19 protein-coding genes are annotated in these 20,845 nt (G+C 56.2%); 11 read left to right on the top strand and 8 right to left on the bottom strand.

All coding sequences use genetic code 11. The annotated features are described in order from the left end of the window. Nucleotides 1-288 precede the first annotated feature (288 nt). Nucleotides 289-762: a DUF1289 domain-containing protein gene (locus ACIPO9_RS17320; protein ID WP_400609460.1), complete on the top strand. Its 474-nt coding sequence runs from the start codon at nucleotides 289-291 to the stop codon at nucleotides 760-762. Between the two features lie 127 nt (nucleotides 763-889). On the opposite strand, the gene ACIPO9_RS17325 is transcribed toward ACIPO9_RS17320, so the two are convergent. Further along, nucleotides 890-1,765, bottom strand: coding sequence for a universal stress protein (locus ACIPO9_RS17325; protein WP_400609462.1), 876 nt, complete (start codon nucleotides 1,763-1,765; stop codon nucleotides 890-892). A gap of 184 nt (nucleotides 1,766-1,949) precedes the next feature. Between ACIPO9_RS17325 and ACIPO9_RS17330 the strand changes: the two genes are divergently transcribed. Then, nucleotides 1,950-2,555: a tRNA-(ms[2]io[6]A)-hydroxylase gene (locus tag ACIPO9_RS17330; RefSeq protein WP_400782315.1), complete on the top strand. Its 606-nt coding sequence runs from the start codon at nucleotides 1,950-1,952 to the stop codon at nucleotides 2,553-2,555. Nucleotides 2,556-2,881: 326 nt separating this feature from the next. On the opposite strand, the gene ACIPO9_RS17335 is transcribed toward ACIPO9_RS17330, so the two are convergent. Continuing rightward, entirely contained in the window at nucleotides 2,882-3,730 is an 849-nt protein-coding gene (locus tag ACIPO9_RS17335; RefSeq protein ID WP_400782317.1) for a hypothetical protein, read from the bottom strand. Between the two features lie 394 nt (nucleotides 3,731-4,124). Between ACIPO9_RS17335 and ACIPO9_RS17340 the strand changes: the two genes are divergently transcribed. The 4 genes from ACIPO9_RS17340 to ACIPO9_RS17355 are packed head-to-tail and all read left to right on the top strand — an operon-like array spanning nucleotide 4,125 to nucleotide 8,956. Beyond that, nucleotides 4,125-4,826 (top strand): hypothetical protein, encoded by a 702-nt coding sequence (locus tag ACIPO9_RS17340; protein ID WP_400782319.1) that lies wholly within the window; start codon nucleotides 4,125-4,127, stop codon nucleotides 4,824-4,826. Next, nucleotides 4,823-6,736, top strand: coding sequence for a hypothetical protein (locus ACIPO9_RS17345; RefSeq protein WP_400782321.1), 1,914 nt, complete (start codon nucleotides 4,823-4,825; stop codon nucleotides 6,734-6,736). The genes ACIPO9_RS17340 and ACIPO9_RS17345 overlap by 4 nt, the downstream gene beginning before the upstream one ends. Next, a complete protein-coding gene (locus tag ACIPO9_RS17350) occupies nucleotides 6,733-7,647 on the top strand; it encodes an ATP-binding protein (RefSeq protein ID WP_400782324.1) in 915 nt (304 codons plus the stop codon). The genes ACIPO9_RS17345 and ACIPO9_RS17350 overlap by 4 nt, the downstream gene beginning before the upstream one ends. Then, complete coding sequence (locus ACIPO9_RS17355; protein WP_400782326.1) at nucleotides 7,637-8,956, top strand: hypothetical protein; 1,320 nt, start codon at nucleotides 7,637-7,639, stop codon at nucleotides 8,954-8,956. The genes ACIPO9_RS17350 and ACIPO9_RS17355 overlap by 11 nt, the downstream gene beginning before the upstream one ends. A 296-nt stretch (nucleotides 8,957-9,252) precedes the next feature. On the opposite strand, the gene ACIPO9_RS17360 is transcribed toward ACIPO9_RS17355, so the two are convergent. Next, nucleotides 9,253-10,368 carry a site-specific integrase gene (locus ACIPO9_RS17360; protein WP_400782328.1) on the bottom strand — a complete coding sequence of 372 codons (1,116 nt, stop codon included), beginning with the start codon at nucleotides 10,366-10,368 and terminating at the stop codon, nucleotides 9,253-9,255. Between the two features lie 87 nt (nucleotides 10,369-10,455). Here ACIPO9_RS17360 and ACIPO9_RS17365 point away from each other — a divergent pair, with 87 nt between their 5' ends. Continuing rightward, the gene (locus tag ACIPO9_RS17365; protein WP_400782330.1) at nucleotides 10,456-11,418 is read left to right on the top strand and encodes a DNA-binding protein; all 963 of its coding nucleotides are present in this window, start codon (nucleotides 10,456-10,458) and stop codon (nucleotides 11,416-11,418) included. Nucleotides 11,419-11,588: 170 nt separating this feature from the next. Continuing rightward, nucleotides 11,589-13,025 carry a toll/interleukin-1 receptor domain-containing protein gene (locus tag ACIPO9_RS17370; protein WP_400782332.1) on the top strand — a complete coding sequence of 479 codons (1,437 nt, stop codon included), beginning with the start codon at nucleotides 11,589-11,591 and terminating at the stop codon, nucleotides 13,023-13,025. A 192-nt stretch (nucleotides 13,026-13,217) separates the two neighbouring features. Here the strand turns inward: ACIPO9_RS17370 and ACIPO9_RS17375 are convergent, their stop codons facing one another. After that, nucleotides 13,218-13,883, bottom strand: a complete 666-nt coding sequence (locus ACIPO9_RS17375; RefSeq protein ID WP_400782334.1) for a glutathione S-transferase family protein — start codon at nucleotides 13,881-13,883, stop codon at nucleotides 13,218-13,220. Between the two features lie 143 nt (nucleotides 13,884-14,026). On the opposite strand from ACIPO9_RS17375, the gene ACIPO9_RS17380 reads away from it, so the two are divergent. Continuing rightward, a complete protein-coding gene (locus ACIPO9_RS17380) occupies nucleotides 14,027-14,953 on the top strand; it encodes a LysR substrate-binding domain-containing protein (protein ID WP_400782337.1) in 927 nt (308 codons plus the stop codon). 10 nt (nucleotides 14,954-14,963) lie between these two features. Here ACIPO9_RS17380 and ACIPO9_RS17385 read toward each other — a convergent pair whose 3' ends face one another. From ACIPO9_RS17385 to ACIPO9_RS17395, 3 genes are all read right to left on the bottom strand, one after another. Then, entirely contained in the window at nucleotides 14,964-15,902 is a 939-nt protein-coding gene (locus ACIPO9_RS17385) for a LysR family transcriptional regulator (RefSeq protein WP_400782496.1), read from the bottom strand. Between the two features lie 118 nt (nucleotides 15,903-16,020). Then, nucleotides 16,021-16,770: an SDR family NAD(P)-dependent oxidoreductase gene (locus ACIPO9_RS17390; protein ID WP_400782338.1), complete on the bottom strand. Its 750-nt coding sequence runs from the start codon at nucleotides 16,768-16,770 to the stop codon at nucleotides 16,021-16,023. Between the two features lie 112 nt (nucleotides 16,771-16,882). After that, a complete protein-coding gene (locus tag ACIPO9_RS17395) occupies nucleotides 16,883-17,614 on the bottom strand; it encodes an EF-hand domain-containing protein (RefSeq protein ID WP_400782341.1) in 732 nt (243 codons plus the stop codon). 503 nt (nucleotides 17,615-18,117) lie between these two features. Here ACIPO9_RS17395 and ACIPO9_RS17400 point away from each other — a divergent pair. Then, nucleotides 18,118-19,128 carry an alpha/beta fold hydrolase gene (locus tag ACIPO9_RS17400; RefSeq protein ID WP_400782344.1) on the top strand — a complete coding sequence of 337 codons (1,011 nt, stop codon included), beginning with the start codon at nucleotides 18,118-18,120 and terminating at the stop codon, nucleotides 19,126-19,128. 4 nt (nucleotides 19,129-19,132) lie between these two features. On the opposite strand, the gene ACIPO9_RS17405 is transcribed toward ACIPO9_RS17400, so the two are convergent. Continuing rightward, nucleotides 19,133-19,726: a TetR/AcrR family transcriptional regulator gene (locus ACIPO9_RS17405; protein ID WP_400782346.1), complete on the bottom strand. Its 594-nt coding sequence runs from the start codon at nucleotides 19,724-19,726 to the stop codon at nucleotides 19,133-19,135. 123 nt (nucleotides 19,727-19,849) lie between these two features. Here ACIPO9_RS17405 and ACIPO9_RS17410 point away from each other — a divergent pair, with 123 nt between their 5' ends. Beyond that, a complete protein-coding gene (locus ACIPO9_RS17410; protein ID WP_400782348.1) occupies nucleotides 19,850-20,827 on the top strand; it encodes a zinc-dependent alcohol dehydrogenase family protein in 978 nt (325 codons plus the stop codon). Nucleotides 20,828-20,845: the final 18 nt, after the last annotated feature.

Consider the following 20,845-nt stretch of genomic DNA (forward strand, 5'->3'; position numbering starts at 1 on the left):
TGACGATTTCCAACAGAAGCTGTTTTCAAAGTTTTACGCCTGCATGAGCGGTTCTGAGGAGGGGACGCAGGCGTGGCCTGCGTCGTGAACCGTACTGCCGGGTAGACCTACTGTGCTCGTGACGCTTTGAAAACAGCTTCCAACGGACATTGGCGCCTTAAAAGGCCCGATGATTCTACGGCAAAAAATGGCAGAAGGTAAGTTAGCCCCTACATCTTCAGGGGTGTACCCCGTTAGACAAAGGGCTAACATGCAGGCCTGTTTCGTCCGCTGCCGTGTTTTTCCGCCATGCCCAACCACATCATCAAGACGCCCTGCGTAGGGCTTTGCTCCACTGTCTACGGCGACCTGGTGTGCCGGGGCTGCAAGCGCTTCCATCACGAAGTCATTCACTGGAACGGCTATAACGAGGACGAAAAGCGCGCGGTCTGGCTGCGCCTCGAGCAATTGCTGGTGCAGGTGATGACCGCCAAGGTCGAGGTGTTCGATGCGATCAAGCTGCGCCAGCAACTGGAGCAGCGCAAGATCCGCTTCGTGCCGCAGCAGTCGGAATATTGCTGGGCGTATCAGTTGATCGCCCGTGGCGCGCGGATGATCAACGATCTGGAGGCGTACGGCATGGTGCTGATGCCGGAGTTTCGCGATTGGGGGCTGCCGGAATTGCGCGATGCCATCGATCGGGAATTCTTCCTGCTGTCCGAAGCCCATTACGAGCGCTACATCGCGCCGGGGTTTCTCAAGGACGCCATCGGCGGAGCCTGATCCGCAATGCTTGTGTAGCAGCACGGCTTGCCGGCGGGGCGGTGTGTCAGGCAACCCTTTCGGCACAGACACACCGCTCCCGCCGGCAAGCCGTGCTGCTACGGGTACGATGCGGGGCAAGTTGTGTTCAGGCGCGGGCCAGGTGCTCTTCCAGGTGCGCCAGCGATTCTTCGCTCTTGAGCACCAGCACATCACTTTCCAACGAATCGAGGACCACTTCGGCGGTGTTGCCGATCAGCGCGCCGGAAATCCCGGTGCGGCCAACGGTGCCGATCACCGTCACAGCCGCCTGCAAATGATGGGCAGTGAACGGAATCAGCACATCGGCCGGCCCCTCGGCTATGTGCAGGTGAGCGTCGTCGATGCTGAATTCGGTCTGGAAGGCCTTGCACTGCTCGCGGTACTTGCCCTCGATGGTTGAAGACAACTGATACACAGGGTCCGCCGCGGAGAGCATGGGGGAGGGGTGGGCCGTGATGACGTGCAGCTCGCCCTTGGCCACGTCGGCGATGCTGTAGCCGTGCTTGATGATGCTGTAGTGCAGGGCAGTGTGCTCGCCATCGGGATTGCCGACGTCCACCGCCGCCAGGATAGCGCCGCCTTTCCAGGGGCGGTCGGTCTTGACCATCAGCACCGGGCAGGGGCAATAGCGCAACAGTTTCCAGTCGGCAGGCGTCAACAGGGCGCGTTTGAGGGTGCTGTCGGGGAAGTGCTGTTTGATGACCAGGTCCGAGCCTTCCGCTTGCTGGACCTTGACGATGGTCTGGTGAACGCTTTCGTGCCAGTCCTGCTCGGCGGTGACGTTGAAGTCCTCGGCCTGCAGGTCGTGCTTGAGGGTGGTCAGCAACTCGCTGTGGTCACTTTTCTTGTCACAAATCAACAGATGCAGACTGGCCCCGGTTGCGTGGGCGATCAGGCAGGCGCGTCGCATGGCCAGACTTTCGACCTTGTCGGTTTCGGCACTGGGTTCGATGGCCACCAGAATCCTGCGAATCGATTGCATGAGCTGATCTCCCTTGAATGACGGCACGCTTGTTTCGACCTGACGGGGCGCTGACTGTTCGCTGTATTGACTATAGTTGCCCGCCGCCAATCGAGCTGCACGGCTTTTGCCGCAACTGAGGCTGGTTCTGGGCGTTCAGCCCCGTATAATGCTGCGCCTTGCCCATACCGCCAGTTGTGACCTTATGCAGATGTATCCAGAAATCGACGCTTTCCTGCTGTGCCCCACCCCGGATAGCTGGGTGCAGGCGGCCATGCGCAATCTGGATATCCTGCTGATCGACCATGCGAACAACGAGAAGAAGGCCGCAGGCGCGGCATTCCAGTTCATGTTCCAGTACAACGACAAGTTCGAGCTGCAGGCCAAGATGTCGCGTCTGGCCCGTGAAGAGCTGCGTCATTTCGAGCAGGTCATCAGCATCATCAAGAAGCGTGGCATTCCCATGGCCAACATCAGTTCGGCCCGCTATGCAGGTTCGTTGCGCAAGCTGGTGCGCAATCACAACCCTTATCGCCTGACCGATGCGCTCATCGTCGGTGCCATCGTCGAGGCGCGCTCCTGCGAACGGTTCAGGGCGCTGGTTCCTCACCTGGACGAGGACCTGGCCAAGTTCTACGCCAGCCTGCTCAAGTCCGAGGCGCGGCATTTCCAGGATTACCTCAAGCTCGCCTATCTCTATGGCGATGAAGCGGATGTCGACGCCAAGATCGAAGAAGTCCGCCTGGCCGAGCGCGAGCTGATCGAAGGCCCCGATGAGGACTTCCGCTTTCATAGCGGTGTGCCTGCCTGAGGTTTCCTTTTTCTGTAGCAGCACGGCTTGCCGGCGGGAGCGGTGTGTCTGTGACGAAATGATCGTCTGACACACCGCCCCCGCCGGCAAGCCGTGCTGCTACGGGCGCACATCTCTCCCTTCAGCAATCAGAACTGAAAGTTGAAAGTCAGCTATAAAAAAAGCCCAAGTAGTTCAGTCATTTGCCCCTCCTTTCCTCCCATATTATTAATTTTCACTTGGTAGTTTTCTACTTTGGAAAGTGATTTTTTTGCGTGCATTAACTAAAGTCTAAAAAAAGGTGTAGCGGTTTTTTTATAACGTCTGAGTTTTTAATTTCGTTTTCACTAGGTCTCTGGTTTTTTTAACGCGGCGTAAATGGCTAGGATCTTGGGGATGCGTGCGATCACGGGGGATGGACGACGCACTTCGCAAGCCTGCAGGCGTCTCGCGAAGATTCTGATGCCACTTGGACGGTGGTGACGGAAAACGCTGGCTACTTCTTCGGGTTGCCAGCCGCTGTTGAGCAGCAGTGCCAAGAGGCCTTCACTCCAGTCTATCGTCTTGCCCTTCGGTAGCGCCATAACCCGCTTGGTCCCTTCGTTCAAGTGGTATGCGATGCCCGCTGACCGCATCGCACCGGTAAGTACCTCTCCATCAATTGTCTGAAACAGCGCACCTTGGTAGATGCCAGATTCCTTCAACCAGCGTTCAAGCGCCTTGATCGGACACAGGCGGGGGAACCGTGGCAGGGTCAGCGTTGTTGTGGTTTTCGCTTTTGTTGTAGTGCGGTCTTCTTTTTTTCTGATGTGGATCCCGAGCGTCACATCATTCATTACAAGGTCTTCAAATGTCAGGCGTGAAATCTGGCCTGGCTCCAAGCTGTACCAGTACGACAAAAGCAGAATGGCTTTATCTCGAATCGCAACGAGGTATCGCTGTCTGGCCTGACGCATTTCCTTGGGTTTGCCAACTGTCAGGCACTTCCGGATGTGAAGTCGCGCATTTTGAATCCGGTTATCCTCGTATTGGTTGAGTTGAAGGAGGTCGGTAATCGTCGGCGGGTGTATGAAGGGGAGCGGCTTTTTCTGCGGCTTGGCAAGAGCGAGTGCGGCGCACAGCCTTTTGACCGCAGGGCGAACCGTGGGGTCCGTAAAAGTATGGTCTCTGTGCCACTGCGATAAGCTGCGTAACATTACAACAAGCTCAAGACGTTTCCACTGCGGAGCCGCTCTCGCCAGAGTGAGACACAGTTCATCTGTGGTAGCGGGTAGATAACCGTCTAACTCCGTTCTGTATCGCTCAATCAGTTTCCGCTGTTGCTGGTCTTCGCTGGTTGGAGGTGGCAGCGGAGGCAGAATAAGGGGCTTCACAATTGGCTCCAATCGTAATTCCAATAACTGTCAGTTTAGTATATGTAATAGAGTTGCTAAAAAAGCGCCGTTAATTCCCTAAAGGCATGAGCAACATTTGTTGCGACTCATGTGATGTGGCAGAATGAAGATGGTTGAATGCTCCCCGACTGTTATGGAAAACCCTGATGAGGATCGGCATATCACCCTGACATGAATTTTATGTTTAGGGTTTGTTATGTCTAAAAATTCTAAAAAAACAGGTCAGACGCCCAGTGCAAGTCTAATTGCGAAAATGCGCAATAGAGGGTCAGTTCGAAGCGCATTGTGGCATGTCTATAGCTACAAAATTGATGGGGAGTTGATTTTCGAGAGTCACCGGGAACTGGCGCACTGGTTGTTGTATGTCGAGTTTGATCCCCGCATCATTGTTTTCTGGAAGCCGACTGGTCAAGAGTTCAATTCTGATCAGCTGGGCGGACGGAAAGTCATGCTGGACATTGTTGCCCGCAATAGTGATGGACTTTTCGAATGGCATGAGGTCAAGCCAGGCTATATCGACAATATCGACGCGCACGAGCAACTCAAGGTCCAGTCATCGCTAGCAAAAGCGTCAGGCGCCGTTTACCGCGTGTTCGATGAGTCGACGCGAGACGCTCATCTTTATAAGGTCATGCCGTTGCTCAGGCTGATGACTTTCGTAGGGGTGACCCGTCAGGAAAAGCGCATACCCGCCATCATGTCGCAGGTTCTGCAGCGCGTCAGCCACGATACCGCAGGTACGATCGGCAGTCTCTCGCTCGCACTGCCTCACCTCTCCACCACTGAACTAGTCGCTGGGCTGACTCGCCTTGCCATCGATGGCCGTGTTGAGTTGGTAGTCGAGAAGACCTCGCCGACGTTGCACACCGAGTGGATGGTGCGGAGTCTGCTGTCATGAAGCGGGTCGTGATACCAGACGCGGTCCGTGCGGGAAACTGGTGCAAGCTGTCTCCAGTGGCGATTCCGGAGGAGCGTTGGCATCAGTTCTGTACACGTCGTACGGCCGTTACCATGTATATAGAAGGGTATACGGAGCGCGCGATCTCGAGGAAGACCGGCATCAAGGGGCCGGAAGTCCATCGGCTGCTGGTTCGCTTCCTGACGCTGGATGATCATGGTCAAGCGATGGGCGAACGAGCATTGGTACCGCATGCCAGGCTCAAGAGTTATGAAAGAACAGCTTCTTTGGACGATCATCACCACGGTGCGCATGGTGGTCTGTCGGGCTGCCTGGGAAAGTTGCTGGCTACCTTTCCGGAGATTGAGCGTAAGTTGCTTGATGTTTTGCAGGACCATGCGCAGCGATTGGAGGAAAAGACCAATGTGCAGGCGTTTTTGATTCAGAAGTTCATGAACGCGCTCAGACAGGTCGCCCCTGACTATCAAGGCTGGCCTTACACAACCAAGCATCTGGGCCGCAACAGTATCCGGGATTATGTGCTGCAGTTGTGCGATCAAAACGCAGCCGCCTTCATCAATGCCCATGGCAGTCCGGAGGCCCGGGCGCATCTCGCCACAGGAACCGGGCATCGACCCTACCTCTCCGCGGGCCGCCCCTTTGACATCGTTGAGCTCGACGGGCATTTGCTGGAGGCGATCATCACCCTGCTGGTTGAGCAGGTCGACGGGTTGGTGAAAGCCGTGCCGCTGGATCGGATGTGGTTGCTGACGATGATAGACACTTATTCGGAAGCCGTGCTGGCCTACAAGTTGGTCCTCCACAGTCAGCCGACAGCAGGCGATGTTCGCGAGGTGATAGCAGGCGCGTGCCTGGGCGGCTGGACACCGCGCGCTTTGGAAAATGAGAGGTACAGGTATGTACCCGGTGCCGGCTTTCCGTCCAGTGTGATCGAGGGGTGTCGCGGGGTCACCTTCGCAGCGCTCAGCGTTGACTCGCACCTGTCCAACATCGCCAACAAAATCACCCTGCAAGCCCGGCAAGATTTTGGTTTTCATCATCTACTGGGCCCCATCGGGAGATTCGAGACCCGTAACCACATCGAGCGCCTGTTCAGAGAGGTTGCTCGCGAAACCTCGCAGATTCCTTCTACAACCGGAAGTCACCCGCATAAGGGGCGTGCGGACAAGGCCGACGAGAAGGCCATACGTTATCAGATTGATCTGAAGCGATTCCTGGATGCCTTGGATGTGGCGCTGGCCAACTACAACGTCCAACAATCCGAAGGAATTGGCATGTTTTCCCCGTTGGAACTGCTGGAGCAGTACACCCTGCAGGGAGCCCTCTTTCCGCAGGTCGACCCCGACCGCCAGGTACGCCTTATGACCGACTTGATAACCAAGGAGGTGACCGTCCGAGGGAGTCGACGCGAGGGGCGGCGCCCTTACATCCAGCTTGACCGTGTGCGCTACACGAACGAAGTGCTGGCCGCCAATTTCGATTTAATTGGACAGAAGCTGTTGATTGAGATCGACGAGCATGACTACCGCGTGGTCAAGGCTTATCTATCAAGCGGCGATTACCTCGGCGTGCTGGTCGCGGGTGGATGGTGGAGCGGGTTTCCACATACCTGCTACATGCGTCGCCTGGTCAATTCCGAAATTCGTAATGGCGGATTATGCATTGATCCGATCGGCAACCCGGTACAGCAGATATCCGACTATTTCGTCCATCTCAACCAGCCTGACCTGGCGCTGCTGGTCAGGCAGGGCGCCGCTCCGACCACGACGGCGCTGCCTCAGATGGAGCGAACCGCGCCCGTGTCAGTGAAGGATTATTTTATTCAGCCAGAGCGCGACTATCCCGGTCTGCCCACGCCGGGTCGTGCGGACAATCGGGGCGAGTCATGACGGCCATCCATCCGCTGATCAGCAAAAAGGCGCGGATCATCACCCACGAAATGATCAGGGTCGCGCGAGTCACCTTTGATCGGGTGACTGCTCGACGGACCGGCGTCATCTTTTACGGTGAAAGTCGGGTCGGCAAGTCGCGCTGTGCCCGTTTCGTGACCGACCAACTGAGGGAGCAATTCCCGGAATGCTATGTGGAGTTTCATAGCGTCAGACCCCGAGAGGGACCACAGCGGCTCAACCTGTTTAAAGAAATCTGTCATTCCGCCACTATCCTGCCTAAAGAGCGCGTGGATTACTTCTATCACTTGCTGGGGCACATTCAGACGGTCCTCGCCGGGGTTGAGTGCGGCCAATTCGTGCTGGTGCTGGACGAAATACAGTACCTGGAGCCGGCGGATTTCCATCAACTGGCCAGTCTCTATAATTCATTACAACTCAAAGACATTTGCCTGACGCTGGTGGGATTCGCCCAGCCGGACATCTTGAAAACGCTATCGGGCCTAAAGGTCACGGTGAAACCGCAATTGATTGCCCGGTTTTTTGCAGACCTCAACGCGTTTCACGGTTGTCGGAACTCGGACGAGCTCGCGACCATTCTGCGCGCTTATGACAGCGGCTCGGAATTTCCACCCGGTTCGGGAACCTCCTACACGGCCTTTTTTTGGCCTCAGGCGTTTGCAGCCGGTGTGCGCCTGGTATCACTGGCGGAGCTTTTTTGGCAAGAGATATCGGACGCCGTGTCAGGGGTGTATGTGAAGAATATACCAATGGAACACCTCTGTGAGACGGTGCTGAACCTCCTGTTGGCGCAGGCGGTGAAAGACAGTCCGTCATTGCAGGTCTGTGCCGCCGATGTCAGCCAGGCTGTCAAGACCGTCAATCTACGGACATTCTGCGATGCGAAATGAGGACGGTTTCTTCTTCCCGGATGATTTTCCGACGCCCTTCGATGCAGCGTTTGCGACGCTGCACAAGGCGGCCGCCCTCAATGGTGTGCCGGCCAAGCCGATCGTACGGGCATTGGGGTTCAAGGCAAAACACCGATCCCATACTCTCACGGTCACGCCGGCCAGCCTTCAGCTGATGTACGGTGCGGATCGGCCATTTCTTGCTGCCACCCACTTTCTCGACCTGGTAGATGCATTCTTACCCGCGGGGGCACGTGGTCAGCCCAAGTTTTGCCCCGGCTGTGCCGCCGATTCCGGATACGTCTCGGTGTTTTTTCAGTTGAAGTGTGTGCGATGGTGTCCCTGGCATCGACAGGCATTGTTGCCACTGTGCGCGCGATGCGTCTCGGCCGTCGATTTCAAGCCCGATCATGGCTTGCCCGACGAGGCTTATCTCTGCCCGGACTGTGGTTACCGTGTGCCGTCGATAAAGGTCATCATGGCCAGCTTGCGCTCTGGGCTTTGCGCGGCTCGAGTAGCGAGTAGCACGCAGTTCTTGCGCTCGCTCGCGCGCTGGCAACGCCTGGGTGTACTCGACGAGCTAGACGTTGATGGGCCGGAAAATGATCGCCTGCCAGAAAGCGACGGCTGTTATGAGGCTTTTGTCGATGATCCCAGCATGGGGTTGTATCGATGCACCATAGACTTGCGCGAGCCCGCCATTCCGCCGCTGCCGCCGGGGCGCTACACTACCGTCTATCGCCAGCTTATCCACTTTATGCAGGAGCGGTTGCTGGGTCCGCATCGTACCTGTCTGTTGAACGCGCAGGCATCCGCCAAAAATGAGGAGCGACCCTGCTGTCTGTTCGCCGCGACGCTGCAGCTGTTCAGAACGAAGTTTGAGGCGGCGCCGTCTCTGCGGCAAGAGCCGCAGTTGCGAGACGAGGCGGTAGAAGCGCTCAGCGCTCTCGGCTTCACCGACGTCAGTCTGCGGCGCTATTTCAGGGTCACTTACTACCAGTTGCTGTCACGGATGTGGTACCGGGTTCGATACACCCGCTCGTTTGGGGTGCTCTTTCGTCCTGATTACTACTATGCGGTCTTTCAGCCACCACTGCCCTCGCTGGACATCTACCTCGGACGGTCCATTCGCGGTCAGGTGCACTCGATCAAACTGGATCTGCCGAAGGGGCTGGCGGCCTTTCGGCGCGTGCTCCAGCACGATGATGCTGCTGCAACGTTCTACCTGTGTCGCGATCAAGTTCGTACGCTCAATGTCAATCACCGGTTCTTCGGTGCCTACGGCGGTGGTCTCCATTTCATGTACTGAGGATCACCCGCCTTGGCCCATGGGCGTTACGCCGCTGGTGAATATGCGTGGCGGGCCCGGCTTGGGGGATTGTCCGCCAGCGTGGGCGCATTCTGGTGGCGGAGTTCAGACCGACGCGACCGCAGTGGCGTTCTGTAGATCAGCAGGAGGGGGGCGCCTGCCTCGAGCATGAACAGGCTCGACAGGTGCTGGCCGGTTGATCGCGCGGGTTTCCCTGCTTGCGGGCACGTCCCAAACGTCCGCCGTTGCCAGCTGCCTGGCCGCGATCGTTGACCAGCGGCGGCGCCCGTACGCCCTCATTCTGGATTGGCAAGCGCCGAACGCCCTTCGCTTCCAGTCTCCGGCGAAAGCAATTGGGTCACCCGGCTACCCAGCAGAGTTCCCGCTTGAAAATAACCCATGACGGTACCGACACTGCGGTGTTCGGTCATGGCCATGACTTCGCCCAAGGGTACTCCCTGGCGTCCGGCTTCCGTGACAAAACCGGAGCGCAGGCTGTGCGCCGCCCAGTCGCCCTCCAAGCCTCCCAGTTTTGCGCGGCGCTGGACGATGCGCGCTACCTGGTCGGCGGATAGGCCCTGGTGGCCGACCTTGCCCCCTTTGTAAACGCGACGAAACAGCGGGCCGGAAGCGGCAGGGGCGACTGCAAGCCAGGCGGCCAATGCGTGTGCAGCGGGACCGCGCAGGGGTTTTTCCCGCCGCTGGCCACTGGTATCCGTTTTGGTCGCCCCCAGGGCATAGAGCCAGGTGTCGGCGTCGAGCCGGCGCACGTCGCCGACCTGGAGGCCTACCACTTCGGAGCGCCGCCGACCGCCGCCGCTCCAGGCCAACAGCAGCAGGGCGCGATCACGGATGCCGCGCACGCCATCGGTGCAGGTGGCCAAGAGCGCCTGGAAAGGTTCGAGCACGGCTGCGGTTTTCTTGCGCACCTGCACACCCTGCCGGCTCTGCGCCTTGCGCGCTTCACGCAGCAAGGTTCTGACGGTGCTGGACTCGGTAGGACTTGGCCATTGATTCACTTGGTGCCATTTGCTCAGCACGGCCAGCCGGTGGCTGACGGTGTTGAAGGCCAGCGCCCCGGTTTTGCTTTTGACCTTGGCCTCAACAAGGGCCGCATCGATGGGTGTCGGCAGGAGGTGGGACCAGGCGCCAGTGTCCAGCGGTCGCGCCAGGTGATCGACGATGAACTGCACGGCCACGCTGTCAGGCAGTGGACGGTCACCCAGCGCGCGGCCGTAGCGCAACTGCAGCCAGGCTGACCAATAGGCGAGGGCGCTGCGGTAGCTGCGCACGGTGTGGGCGGCCGTCCCTGCGGCGATGAAGGCCTGCGCGGCTTGTTGGGCGTTATCCGCGAGCTGATTGAGCTGCAGCGGGGCATACACGATTGTTTTTAATTCGATCGTATTATTCATTACGTTCAACGTAGTAAAATAGTGGTTTTTGAAAAATAGAGTCGGATAACATTCTTTTATCAGACCTAATATACCCGGAGGTAAGCAATGGCAGTAGGGGTGCCGGAAAACGACGTGTTTGCCGCGGCGGACGCGGTGCTGGCGCGTGGTGAGCGGCCCACCGTGGAGCGTGTCCGCGCGGAGCTTGGGCGCGGTAGTCCGGCGCGTGTGGCCGGTCTGCTTGACCACTGGTGGGCGCGGTTGGCCGGGCGCCTGCGTGGCGAAACGCGATTGCCTGAACTGCCAACAGAAGTCGCCCAGGCATTCACCGCGATCTGGCAGCAGGCCGCGGCCTTGGCGCAAGAGGTGGTCGAGCAGTCGCTGGTGCAGCAGCATCGGGTGTTGGAGGCTGAGCGCGCTGAATTGGCGGCATTGGAAGAGCGTGTCCGTCAGGAACAGGCCCGCCAACTCCAGCAATTGGCGGTCACATTGGCGGCGCAACAGTCTGCAGAGCGTCGCCTGCTGGACCTGCAGCAGTTGCTGGATCAGCACGCACATCAGGTCGAAGACCTGACCAGGCAACGACAGGTGCTGCAGGAGGATCGTGACGCGGCGCGGTCGCGTATTGAGGAGTTGGAGCAACATCAGCGGGCGGATCGACGTGAGGCCGAGCAGGTGCGCAAGGAGCAGGAAACCTACGCGCGGGGGTTGGAAGAGCGGGCGCACCAGGAAATCGACCGAGCCCGCGAAGAGACCAAGAGCGCACCGCTGCAGACTAAGCAGCTCGGCAAGCAGGTAGAGGTTCTCCAGCAGCGATGTGAGGACGCGCGTCTGAGGCTGAGCGAAGCGCAACAACAGGTTTTTTTGCACAAGACCAATGCGGAACGAGAAGTGCAGCAGGTACAGCAGAAAGAGGCGCGACTGGAGCTTGTCCAGGCAGAACTGCAGGAGGCGATTCAGCGCGCGGTGGCACAGGAGGCTAGGGCCGACACGTTGGCGCATCAAATCATACTGCTGCAGCCAGCGGCGACAGCTGAAAGCCGAAAGAGCAGCTCACGCAAGGCACGCTAAACCGTAGCTGATGACTACCGAGCCTTCGATGAAGACCTGACGGTGATACCCGCCATCTCACCCGCTGGTTGGACCAGGGAGGGCCCTATCAATTGTTCAGAATGATCTGATAATTTCAGCTAACCGCCCCTCTGTTCCACCAAGCTCAGCCAACACACCAGGGATGATTTATGAGCAAAATCGATCAACCGCCGAGACTTTTCATTTCCTACAGCTGGTCCACTCCAGATCATCAGCAGTGGGTACTGAGATTAGCAACCGAGCTTAGAGAGTCCGGTGTCGATGTGATTCTTGATAAATGGGACCTAAAAGAAGGGCATGACTCCATAGGCTTCATGGAGTCGATGGTGACTGATGAGAGCGTTACCAAGGTCATCATCGTGTCAGATAAATCCTATGCCACCAAAGCCGATGTACGGGCGGGGGGTGTAGGCGCAGAAAGTCAGATCATCTCTGCCAAGGTGTATGAAAACGCCAAGCAAGAGAAATTCGTCGCGGTGGTTCCTGAGAAGGAGGATGGGAAAGCGTGGCTGCCTACCTTTTATGGAAAGCGAATATATATTGACCTCAGCGAAGCTGAAAACTACGCAGAGAATTTCGAACGACTGTTGAGGTGGATCTATGATCAACCTCTGTTTCAAAAGCCAGAGATTGGTGCGCGCCCAGCGTTTTTGACAGAAGCCTCTACGGTTTCACTGGGAACCAACACAACGCACCGCCGGGCACTCGACGCGGTAAAGCAGGGCAAACCTTTCGCTGCCGGGGCCGTCGATGAGTATTTCCGTGCAGTATCTGAAAGCTTCGAAAGACTAAGGATAGTAAGAGAATCAGGGAGAGAGTTTGACGACCAAGTGATTGAAAACATTGAAGCGTTTATTCCATATAGGAATGAAATTACTCAATTATTGATGGTGATTGCACAGTATAACTCGCTGCCCGATATCGAGTTAAAAGTCCATCGTTTCTTGGAGGCGTTGCTGCCATTTTTGGATCGTCCCAACCATGTCAATCATTATATGGAAACTGATTTCGATAATTTTAGATTCATAATTCACGAGCTGTTTCTGTATACCATTGCAATATTTCTTAAATATGAAAGGTTCGAGATTGTTCAAATTTTACTTTCCTCACCTTATTATATTCACGAGAAAGTCTCGTATGGACAAGTAGGGGCGTTTGGGTATCACGTATTTCGAGAGTACGCCAGGACGCTTGATCACCGTAATCAGCGTTTAGGCCTAGGAAGGCTTTCGCTTACTGCGGATCTGCTAAAAGAGCGGTCTCAAACTTCTGGTTTGGACTTTCATCAGCTGATGCAAGCCGACTTCATACTTTTTTTAAGAGGAACCCAAACTGGCGAACGTTGGTTTCCAGACACTTTATTGTACGCAAGTCGTTCGTATGGCGCTTTTGAGATTTTCGCCCGATCTGTATCGCAGAAATACTTTGACTCGGTCAAGGCGCTCATAAGCGTTGAAGACAAACGGGAAGTTGGTGCGCTGTTGTTAAACTTCAAAGGACCACAATCTCAGCTGCCGCGCTGGCAATTCGACACCTTCAACCCTGAATTATTGGTAGGGTACGAATCGCTTTGCACCCGAAACTGACCGTACACTCTATCGAATATGAGCACTGTAGTTATGGCACGTTCGAACGTTTTTTGAGCAAGGAGTGCCTCATCGTCACGCTGAGATGGTTCACATCTTGACTTTTGCTGAGGCACTCCAGATACATTGCTCCCGCGGCAATTAACAACAATTCCCTAGGAGGGGGCGGAGACGTGGTGAAAGCCCGTGCTCTTAGAAGGTTATTCCGAAAGCAGCGAACGCTGTGTCCATTCGCTGGTCAAGGAGTTCTTTGGTTTCCTTCCAAGCTGGGACTTCATCTACAAGCCGCTGGTGCCACGCCATAATGTGAGGGAATTCATCGTAAGGTAGCTTGGTTCTTGCCATTTGCGAGAACGGCGCCGCAACGTCGAAATCGGCCAATGTAACTTCGTTCCCGACGATGAACTTTTTGTCTGCCAAATGTTGGTTCAGGACGGCAGCATTAGTGCGAGTGCTTTCGAGGATAAACGCCACCATGGTCGGGTCTTCGGCGATGCCTTTAACGCGTTTACCAATGCGCTCGTTGAAAAGATAAGCCGAGAATACGCGCCAGTGCTCCGCGCCCCAAAACATCCACTTCAACGTTTCGTAGCGTGCCGCGCCTTTGGGCAGAAGTGGCGAGTCGATTTTCTCCGCCAAATAGATGTTGATTGCGGATGCCTCGGAAATGACGATATCGCCATCTACCAGTACTGGCACCATTCCGGTGGGATTGAGCGCGCGAAACTCAGGGGTCTGACTTTCACCCTTGAGTAGATCTACGGGCACATGTTCGAAAGAAATGCCCATGTGTCGGGCTGCGGTCAAGACTCGGCGAAAGCTTCCCGAACCGGTATCGCCGTAAATGCTGATGGTCATCACAGACTCCATATTTCGATTTGCGGATGGTTTGTGGAGTCAGGGTAAACCTCCCTGCAGTACGTGATAATGCATTCGAATTCCATAAGATTTATGATCCGAGGGAATAAATTGAGCGTTTCATGCCAGTAGAGGTGAGTTAGGTGGATAGGTTTGCTGGATTAGAAATATTTGTTCGAGTGGTCGAGCTTGGGAGTTTTTCGCGTACTGCTGCCGAGTTCTCCATCAACCAGTCTACAGTCAGCAAACAAATCAGCCTTCTCGAGGAGCAGGCGCAGTCCAAGCTGTTGCTGCGTACCACTCGGCGCTTGTCCCTCACGGATGCAGGGGAAAGATTCTACGAACACGCTAAGCAGATTCTGGAGCGTTACGCCCTTGCTTTGGGTGATTCCGCGAGCATTCGCCAGTCCCCATCTGGCACATTGCGCATCGCCAGTCCGATACTGCTGGGCCGCAAGCAAATCACGCCGTTGCTTCCGCGCTTCTTCGAGCGATACCCGAAGATAACAGTGGAGCACTATTTGAGTGACTCGGCCTCGGACCTGATACGGGACGGCATCGACGTTTCCATCAGGGTAGGGGACATGCAGGACAGCTCTCATCAGGCCAGAAAGCTTGGCGCCTTCCAGCCGATAACCGTCGCGTCACCAGCATTCGCTGAGCGACACCCTGAATTGCGTCACCCATGCGATCTGAGGTCGGTTCCATGCCTGATCTATCTGCGTCAGCCGACGCCCTTTCAGTGGGCGTTCTGCGGGGATGATGGCAAGCGCATCATCGTGGAGGTCACCGGACAGTATCGTGTCGATGTCTTTGAGGCGTTGTGTGACGCCGCAGTGGCCGGCCTGGGGGTATTGAGAGCGCCACTGTCCGCGTGCGGAGAAGATTTGCGATCAGGACGCTTGGTGAGATTGCTTCCGGAATTTGATGCGGACGTCATACCCATCTATGCGGTCATGCCAGCATCTTCCTGGATCCCACATAAGACTCGTGTCATGGTCGATTTCCTGATTGAGGAGTTTAGGACCAATCCCTGGCTCAACGGTCTGGGCGATGAGGGGCATGGGTAGGGTCCGGTTTTTAAGCAATCGCTATGCGACGCGATCCTCCACTGAGCTGATCGCCGAACACTAACTCGATTTGTTTACGCAACCAGCGGTTGGCTGGATCCTTGTCACAGACCATTGGCCAAACCATATTCACAGCGAACTCTGCGAGTGGAACCGGTAGCGCTTGATGTTTGAGCTTACCGCCGGCCTCCACAATCTCGGCCACGTAGTCGGGCACCGCAGCCACCAGGTCGCTGTCCGAAAGCAGTGCTTCGAGGCTCGTGAAGTGGGGCACTACCAACGCAACCTTGCGCTCGCGTCCAACTCGTTTAAGTGCTCCATCCACAAACCCGACTACGTTTCCAGTGAACGAAACCATGGCGTGTGGGCGTCGACAAAATTGCTCCAGATCCAAGTCAGGCTGCAAGCCGTCACTGCGTAGCAGGACAATCCGAGTTCGTCTTAGCATTCGGCGTTTGGTGCTGGCCGGAAGCTCTGCCGTGTAACCGACTCCAACAGTGATCTCGGCTGCGTTCAACAGCCGTGGCATCTCCAAGTAACTGGCCCGTCTCACGATCAGCGAGACCCCGGGTGCTTCATTCCGAATTCGTTTAAGCAGGCTGGGCAGCAGAGCAAACTCCACGTCATCGTTTAGTCCCAAGTGAAAAACACGATCACTGGTGCCCGGTTCGAATGCGGGAGGCGGCTCGACGGCCAGAGAGATGGACTTAAGGGCGGGACCAAGCAGTTCAGCAATTTCAATTGCGCGTTGCGTCGGCTTCATGAACCGACCCGACCGCACAAACAATGGGTCATCAAACAGGGCGCGAAGTCGGCCGAGAGCGGAGCTCACCGCAGGCTGCCCAAGGCTAAGGTGCTCTGCAGCGAGGCTGACACTGCGGCAGCTCATCACGGCATTGAAGATCATCAGAAGATTTATGTTGATGTGCTGCAGGCTGCTGCGGGGGATGGCCAACGGGCTCAAGATAAGGGGTTGCCTGTAAATCGTGACGCTGCAGGATGGGATTTGAAGCTTCGAGTGGTGCCGGCATCTGTGCATTACATGCCGACACTCAATCTTTTATCGATTAGGCGTTGTAGCCGCCATCAGCATCAATGCTTGTACCAGTGATATAGGATGCCGCCGGGCTGGCCAGGAAAAGAATAGGGGCAACTACCTCTTCGAGCAGACCGAAACGCGGGAAGCACAACCGCTCGATGAGCGGAGCAAGACCATCGCGCATGTGTGCATTGATGTCCGTTTTCATGAAGCCTGCGTGCACGACGTTGACGGTAATACTTCGTGGCGCCAAATCACGAGCTACCCCACGGGAATAGCCGTCAATTGCGCCTTTTACCGCAGCCAGGTCTGAAAGGCCCGGCACACCAACACGGCTGCCTAGGTTCGAGCCGACCATGACGATACGGCCATGATCGCTGAGTACTTTGGATGCTGCCCGGACGGTCGCAGTGAGTCCGGTCATCGCAACGGCCCAGAATCGATCAAATGCACGGTTATCACGCTGCGGGTCATCCACCGTTCCCATCTCGTCAATCGATGCGTTGTTGATGACGATGTCCAGACGGCCGAATTTGGCGATGATGCTATCAATCAGCATCTGTACCGCTGTACCGTCTGCCTGGTCCGCTTGAATCGCCGCACCGCGTACACCCTGCGAAACCACGTAATCGATGACTGCGTGTGCTTTCAATTCGGCATGCACGTAACTAATCACCACGTCAGCACCCTGTTCGGCCAGCGCTTTAGCGGTGGCGGCGCCCAAGCCGCGTGAGCCGCCGGTTACCAAGGCAACCTTGCCGGTCAATGGTTTGGTCATGTTCGCTCCTGTTGTGCGGGGCCGGCTGGGACGCCGGTTTCCCGGGATAACGGTGTGGCCCATGCCACACCGTATGGTTCGATGAATTCATTGAAATTGGTAGCGGGTTCTGTCAGCTCCGGCGCGACCAGAACTTCGTTGCCATCGCCGATCCCTCGGCGAGGAATTGATTGGTTTTCTCCTCACTCGCTGAGCCGTCGGCATTGCGGGTGTAGGCATCGATAAGCGACTGGAAGAGCACCGTGTATTTTTCGCCGCCCGCCTTGATGCCTTCGTAGTACTCGTCAACCGAAAGCGTTCCGTCGCCAGACTTGTCGAAGTCTTTGAACATCGACTTGGCGCGTGCGGCATCAACACCTACGACCGCCAGCTGTTTGGAAAACTGATCGACATCGAGTTTTCCGCCGCCCCCGCCAGCACGAACGAACAGTTGTGGAGCCCACGCTTCGCTCAGGGGAATAGCGCTCTTGGTGTGCCCCTCGGGAATGATGTCCAGGCGAAGCGCTTCAGCCAGTTCGTCCTGGGTGAGCGTTATGCCTTTTCCGCCCCGTGCATATGCCGCCAAGCCTGGATATTTCTTTTCATCCACCAACGCGGCTTTATCCGCCGGGTCCGGTTTGGAGGAGGGCGTGGTCACTGCTGCACTCGATGCGTCGACGTCCGATTGTGGATCTGCCGATTCTGGTTTCTGATCGGTGCTCAGGGTCACGATGGTGGATGGGCGAACTTGTGCGGAAGCCGATGTGTCTGTCGTCTCGACTGCAGGCGGCACAGCTGTCCTGTTCTGCGTCGGAACCGATTCGATTGTTACTGCTGGGGAGCTACTCACGCTTGAAATGGGCATCACAAACCTCCGAGGAACTGCTTCGGCCAACATCGGCATTTACATGAAATTCATCATTTAATTGGTGTTCAAGACAACGCTGAACCGTTGCTGGGGCTGCGTTTCAGCTCGATGACCAGGTAAGGAACCTCGCGCGAAAAACCCGTTGACAGGCTATCTCGAAAGGACGATAAACGATGATATTAGTAGCGAACGCTATCAAATAAAAGCGCCACGTAGTTTGCTCCGACGTGCGCGTCCTGTCAGAGGATGCGGTCGGGAGTGCAAGTGTGAGTCGTCTCTGATTGAGCTCGGGGGTTCACATGCTCGGAAATCTCAATGCCCACCTTCAGCCTCCATCGAAAATCTTTCTTTGCCATCAGAGACGGGCAATGACCCGATGTCATCTGATCCAAAATCGCCCGTGACGCAAAGGAGCCCCTCCGCTTTTCCGGATTCTGTCGGGGGCGGCGCTAAGGTCGACGTATAACAATTCCAAGTGTCTGACCGTGAGGTGAACAATCATGAGTTTAGATTCTGAAGGCGGCTTCTCACGCCGCCTGCTCTTGCAGTCTGCTGTGCTTATGGCGGCCGCAACTCGGGCCAGCTCGCTGCTGGCACAGACCAATCCAGAAGCCAAACCTGTTGCACAGAGCCCAGCCTCCAGCAAAGGGGTTTTTGCTGAGAAGCACGTCATGCGGGCCGGTCATCAGATATACGTTCGCGATTACCCAGGTAGGGGACCTACCTACGTGATGCTTCATGGATTTCCTGATAACTGCCGGATCTATGAGGAAATAGCATCCCGCCTGTCCGCTGGCGGGCATCGCGTTGTCACGTTTGATTTTCTAGGCTTTGGCGCTTCGGATAAACCCGACGGCTTTACGTACAACTTTGTGCAACAGATGGCAGACATGAACGCCGTCGTGGATGACCTCAAGCTGGGGACCGTCATTCCGGTTGGGCATGACGCGGGAGGTCCAGCCGCTGTGAATTTTGCGCTGGATCACCCTGATCGTGTCAGCTCGCTCGTCCTGCTCAATTGCTATTACGCGAATTCTCCAGTCTTGGCGTTTCCAGATTTCATCGAGCTTTGCTGCAACCCGAAAACCAAGCTTTTATCGCATGCGATGATGACCGATCCGAAACAGGCTGGTTATCTGTTCAACTTCCAGCAAGGCCTGTTGCTGCAAAACATGACTGCGCCCATGCGCGAACGTTTCGAGCAGGTGCTTCAGCCCATCATTGCGCAGAACTTTACTCAGCAGCCAAGCGCAATGCCGGCGTTTCTCGCGATGACCGGCGACGCCTACGCGAATCTGGCGGCTAACGATCGTCGGATCACGGAAATGGCCTCGTTCAAGAAGCCGGTGAAGCTGATCTGGGGTGTCTGGGACAAATATCTCAATAAGCCCGTGGCTTTGGACATCGCCAAACACTTCCCCAATGCCACCTTCGTGGGGCTGGAGGCGGAGCATTGGCCGCAGTTCGATGCGCCTGATGAGGTGGTCAGGCATATGTTGGCCACCACCTGATGCCTCAGGAAGCTCCAGCGTTTGCTACGGCCAAGAGGCTTTCCCGAGTTGCCGTGATGATCTCTGCAGCGAGCGCTGGATCCGTGGATTTGGTCGCACGAGCGAGTGCAACGGAACCCACCATGCTGCTCATGAAAAACAAAGCGTTGCGCCTGGCAGCCTCGTCGCTGAAGTCTTTGGCTAATAATTCGTTGAGGATACCGACCATGTTTTGTAGGCCCTCGGTGAATGTGTCCTTGACGGGCTCATCCTGACTTTTGATTTCAGACGCATACGCCGCCATAGGGCAGCCTTCCGCTGGATCATCCACATGCACCGGGGTGACGTAAGAGTCGATGATGGTTTGGAGATCGTTTGCTTGGGTTCCCTTCATCGCGGTCCAAGCGCCATGGCAGGTGGAGAACGCTTTCTGGCAGGCAGCCTGGATCAGCAGGGTTTTCGATTTGAAATGAGCGTAGAACGCGCCCTGAGTCAGGCCCGCTTCCTCGCTGATTTGGGCAACACCGGTAGCAGCGAAACCCTGGGCTTGAAATAGCTTGGAAGCAGCATCGATCAGTGCATTCCGATTTTGGGTGTTCTGCTCTTTTGAAACCTTCACGCTGTCTCCTTGTTTTGCAGTAAGCTCCATCAATAATAGGGATCGCTATTATTGTGGTATTGCAAGCGATCACTATGATAGGCCGACTCATCAGACAATCAATCACATTCAGGAAAACTCCTCATGAAAGCGATTCAGATCACCGCCTACGGCAACCCGCTCGAGGGCCTTGAAGTCGTGGACATAGCCGAACCGCCACCTCCGGGGCCGGGAGAGGTGCTGATCAGCGTGGAGTTTGCTCCGGTCAATCACAACGACCTCCTGCTGATTGGGGGGAAATTCCCGGTACATCCGGAGCTCCCGAGTGTGGGCGGCAATGAAGGAGTAGGGGTGGTCCTGCAGGTGGGTTCTGGGGTGGAGAATGTGAAGGAGGGTGATCGAGTCACGCCGCCGCTTTACAGTTTTACTTGGCGCGAGCGCATGGTGATTCCAGCCAAAGACCTCGTTCCGTTGCCAAAAGATGCTGATCCTCAGCAACTGTCAATGCTTCGGATCAACCCACCTACCGCTGCGCTGTTACTCAGTGAATTTGCTGATCTCAAACCTGGTGACTGGGTGGTACAAAACTGCGCCAACTCAGGGGTGGGGCGCGCGGTCATCGCCATTGCAAAAGGGCGCGGATTCAAGACCGTCAATTTCGTGAGGCGCCAGGAACAGGTTGCTGAGGTTGAAGCCGCTGGTGGTGATCTGGTGTTGGTGGATGAAGGCGATGCCACCGAAAAGGTAGCTGGCCTGGTTGGGGATGGACGTGTCTTGCTGGCTCTCGACGGTATCAGTGGCAACGCCACGGCGAGGTTGATCAGTGCTCTCTCCACCGGCGGCACCTTGGTGAACTACGCTCAGATGAGTGGGGACATGTCCGCTCCGGGTGACCTTCGTCCGTTGATGCGTAAAAGCATCACCCTGCACAACTTTTACCAAGCCCGGAAAGAGTTTCTCCCCAAAATCCCTGAAATCCTTCGCGAGTCCATCGAGCTGATTCGCACTGGAAAGCTACACGTGCCAGTCGCTGCAATTTATCCCATGTCTTCAATCAAGGAAGCAGTTGCGCATACCCAGCGCGGCGGCAAGGTTCTGCTAGGGATAGCTGACACTCACTGAAGCACCATCCCACTGGAG

It is taken from the genome of Pseudomonas sp. NPDC090203 (assembly GCF_044746765.1).
Lineage (GTDB): Bacteria > Pseudomonadota > Gammaproteobacteria > Pseudomonadales > Pseudomonadaceae > Aquipseudomonas > Aquipseudomonas putida_AD.